At 69.2% G+C, this 429-nt stretch carries 1 pseudogene; it reads left to right on the top strand.

Annotated elements, in window-relative coordinates:
- Positions 1 to 429, top strand: a pseudogene (locus tag V7787_RS52945) (hypothetical protein); the annotation flags it as partial.

The following is a 429-nucleotide window of genomic DNA, read 5'->3' as shown; positions in this document are numbered from 1 at the left end:
GGATAACCGCGTCACCACCAACGAGGGCAACATCACCAACCTCGACAACCGCGTCACCAACAACGAAGGCGCCATCACCAACCTGCAGAACCAAGTCGGCCCGACCGATCCGGTGTATGTGCAGCAGAACGGCAGCGGTACCCGTTATGCCCGCACCAACGACACCGGCCTGGCTCAGGACGATGCGCACGCGCAGGTCGCCGGTTCCACCGCGCTCGGCTACAACGCCGTCAGCTCGGCGGCGGATGCGGTCGCCATCGGCCGCAACGCTCAGGCCAGCCATGCCGGGAGCGTCGCGCTCGGCGCGGGTTCGGTCGCTAACGGCGCGTCGTTGGGCAACGCAGCGTACCTGGTCGGCGGCACCGCCACCGGTGAGGTCAACGTCGGCAACCGCCGCGTCACCGGCGTCGCCGCCGGCGCGGACGACAG

The organism is Pseudomonas sp. CGJS7 (assembly GCF_036961695.1).
The sequence above is the reverse complement of the archived record's forward strand: the minus strand, read 5'-3'. Positions and strand labels throughout refer to the sequence as shown.